The sequence below is a fragment of the Campylobacter sp. W0014 genome, from assembly GCF_020135975.1.
Classification (GTDB): domain Bacteria; phylum Campylobacterota; class Campylobacteria; order Campylobacterales; family Campylobacteraceae; genus Campylobacter_D.
On record NZ_JACHTR010000050.1, the window covers coordinates 1 to 3136 of the forward strand.

A 3136-nucleotide genomic window follows, 5' to 3' on the forward strand; every position below is an offset into this window, starting at 1 on the left:
CTAAATGAGGCTTAAGGATGGTAGTGATGTATTCATATGTAAATTTAAAATGCTTATCAAGATCTCTATTTTTAGAATCATTCTTAAATATCTGAATATTTTCTTGAGTTAAATTTCTTGCTTCATATTCTTCTATATGCTTGTAAATTATTTTTTTATTAAATGTGACAATATTGAGACACTGAAATATTTCTAAAATATTCTCAAAAGATATTCCATTATATAATTTAAAGATTTCCGACTCCCACCATCTCCTTTTTGTAAGTCCCAATAATTCTCTTCCATTTGAAGTGTTGGTTGTATATCGTAAATAAAACCAAATTAAAAACCTATTTTGTTGCCTAACGGCTCTTAGAAGTAATTCTCCATAATAATTATAAGCCCTAGATACCAAAGCGATTCTTTCATAAGATTTTGAAATTTTATTGTCAATTTTATTTTCATATGATTGCAGTGTTAGGGAAAATAATTTATAGGCATTATCTTGTGTTTTTAAATCAAGACTAAGTATTGTTAGTTTTTCTAGTTTTTCAATTGCTTGTGTTGTAGTAATTGCATTAGTTCGCAGTTTTTCTAAAATGTCTTTTTCTTCATTAGATATTTGCCAATTATCCCCAAAAATATTTTTATATAAACAAGTGATGGTATTTAGAGAATTAACTTTTAAATCTAATCCAAAACCAACGGCTATACTTTTACCGCCATCACCATAAGGCTTTAAAAAATTACCACTCTGAAATAAAGAACTTTTTATATCTACTTCAATATTACAAATTAAAACTCCTAAAAGGATCGCATAAGTTTCATCATCTAAAGTTTCAATATTCATTATTATTCCTTTATAAACTCCATAGTCCAATCTGGATTAGTCCCTGCACCACAAGATTTAAAAATAGATAAACTTATATTACAAGATTCTATTGCATTCAAAGGATTTTTTGATCTAAAACCTTTTTGTGTTTTTTGCAAGAGCACTTTGCACATTTTTTCTACATTATTTTCATCTTTTATTTTTAAATATAAAATTGCTTGATTTGGAGAAAGTATTTTTAAGTGCAATAATTTATCATATTTGTGTATTTTGCAAGTAGAATATTTATACAAAGATTCATATTCAGCCAAGCAAATTTCATTATTGCACTCTAAAAAGCGAAAAATTTGTTGCCTACTTTTTGATAAATCTATATCTTGCGAATCTATATTTTCAGAAAAACCATATACACCACTCCATTCTTGTATGTTTTGATTTGCAAAAAGTATTTGTACTAAACATAATATCAATATGACTATTTTATTATTCATACATTCTCCTTAAGCAATATATGTTTATAATTTAAATTTTCAAAGGCAATAAGAAGTCTTGCACATTCTTTTTTATAATCATTTTCATTTAGCACTTCGGTATCATAAAGCATTGATTATTCCTTATGATATAAGCGATTTACACTAATTTCTGTTCCCTCTCCACAACCCATATAGCAATCTTTGGGCTTTTGCTCTGTGATTAAAATCCCATTTTTATTAAGCTCCAAGTTCAAGCTACATTTTTCTTCGTCATCATAATACGCAATGGCTTTATTATTATTTTTGATTTTAAGCTTCATTAAAACTTCTTCGCAGATATGCATATCATTAAATTCACTTTTATTTAGGATAGCCTCATATCTAGCTTCACAAATATTAAACTTATCACACTTTTTTATTGTAAAGCTCCCCATATAAAGATTTTCTTGTAATGTATAAGTCCCAAGCCACACATTGCCCGTGTGTGCTGTGTAATTTTGCAATTCCCCAACTCTATTTTGCAAAAGCTCTTTTACACATTCTTTAGATTTGCATTGATTTAGGGTTTGAAGCCATAATCGTTGCGATGTTAAAAGCTTATTTTGCTCATTTTTGTTTAGATTCTGTCTTAGTTCTTTATATGTCTTTGCCATATATCTATCAAGTTTTTGTAACTCCCCACTTTTATCATTACAAATCATCTTTTCTACTTTTGTAGTTGCTTTAGCACAATCAAAACTAGGTTTAGCTTCTTCTGGGGATTGTGCATTAGCACTAATGGCTAACATTAAGAAAATTCCTAAAACTATTAAAATCTTTTGCATAAGAACTCCTTTAATTTGCTCTGTATTTTTTGTCGTTTCAAACATCAATTATTTCCTTTTTAAAAAGTGCATTTTAATTCTCTTTTATTACCTTCTAAAAGATAAATGCGTGTTTCTGGATAAGTAGAATTCTCATCAAAATTAAATCTACCATTCCAAAGAGTAATATAATTTTTGCCTTGAAATTCCATAACTCCATAAGTTAAATAGCTTAGTATAGGAATTTCAGAGTTAAATTCTGCTTGTTTTGGTATTCCTGAAATTTTATTGCTTGGCAGGGCATATTTTTCAAATGCCCTGCAAGGCGTCTCATTTACTATGCAAACTTCTTCTTCAGTTTTTGCTCCACTAAAATGCAAATCATCTCCATAGATTTTATCACTTGCTTTTGCATCTAGCTTACCATTTTTATATATCCAAAGTGCACTAAAATATTCCCCATCTGAAAGTATCACATTATCTAACACCCCATCATTATTAATATCAATTTTTCTTTTATAGACTCTAGGAGGACTGATAAAAAGACTTTTTTCTTTGATAGCTTTTGTCATTTCTTCTTTTATAATCTCTCTATTTTCTGTGCAATAATTATCAAAATTGCCATATTTATCATTTGCTCCAAAAGCACAAAAACCTATACTAAAGGGAGGATTGACAGATGGAGGAACTTCTTGCCATTTACTGTCACCAAATTTATTTTTTCTTGCATATTCACATAGTTCTTTATTGTTAGAATCTAGCACTTCTCCTAGAAGTTTAAGTAATTGTGTAATGCGCTCTTCATAAGAATCTTTTATAGAATCAACTTCATTTAAATTTTTAATAAATGCTCTTTGTGAATCTAAAAGATCTTTTAGCCTTTGCTCCTTATCAGGAAATTTAGAGATTTTTAACTCTTTTCTTAATTGTGTATAGACTTCACCCATATAGCGATCTAAATTTTTTAACCGCCCACCTTCATCATTACAAATCATCTTTTCAACTTTTGTAGTTGCTTTGCTACAATCAAAGCTAGGTTTAGCTTCTTC

General features: G+C 28.6%; 3 protein-coding genes and 1 pseudogene. All 4 read right to left on the reverse strand.

Annotation, left to right across the window (positions count from 1 at the left end):
* Positions 1–829, reverse strand: a pseudogene (locus H2277_RS08725) (hypothetical protein); the annotation flags it as partial.
* A 2-nt stretch (positions 830–831) separates the two neighbouring features.
* Complete coding sequence (locus tag H2277_RS08730) at positions 832–1302, reverse strand: hypothetical protein (RefSeq protein ID WP_252400058.1); 471 nt, start codon at positions 1300–1302, stop codon at positions 832–834.
* A gap of 116 nt (positions 1303–1418) precedes the next feature.
* Positions 1419–2108: a lysozyme inhibitor LprI family protein gene (locus H2277_RS08735; RefSeq protein WP_407928570.1), complete on the reverse strand. Its 690-nt coding sequence runs from the start codon at positions 2106–2108 to the stop codon at positions 1419–1421.
* Positions 2109–2167: 59 nt separating this feature from the next.
* The coding region (locus H2277_RS08740) for a DUF1311 domain-containing protein (protein WP_337201930.1) at positions 2168–3136 on the reverse strand (969 nt) is incomplete at its 5' end.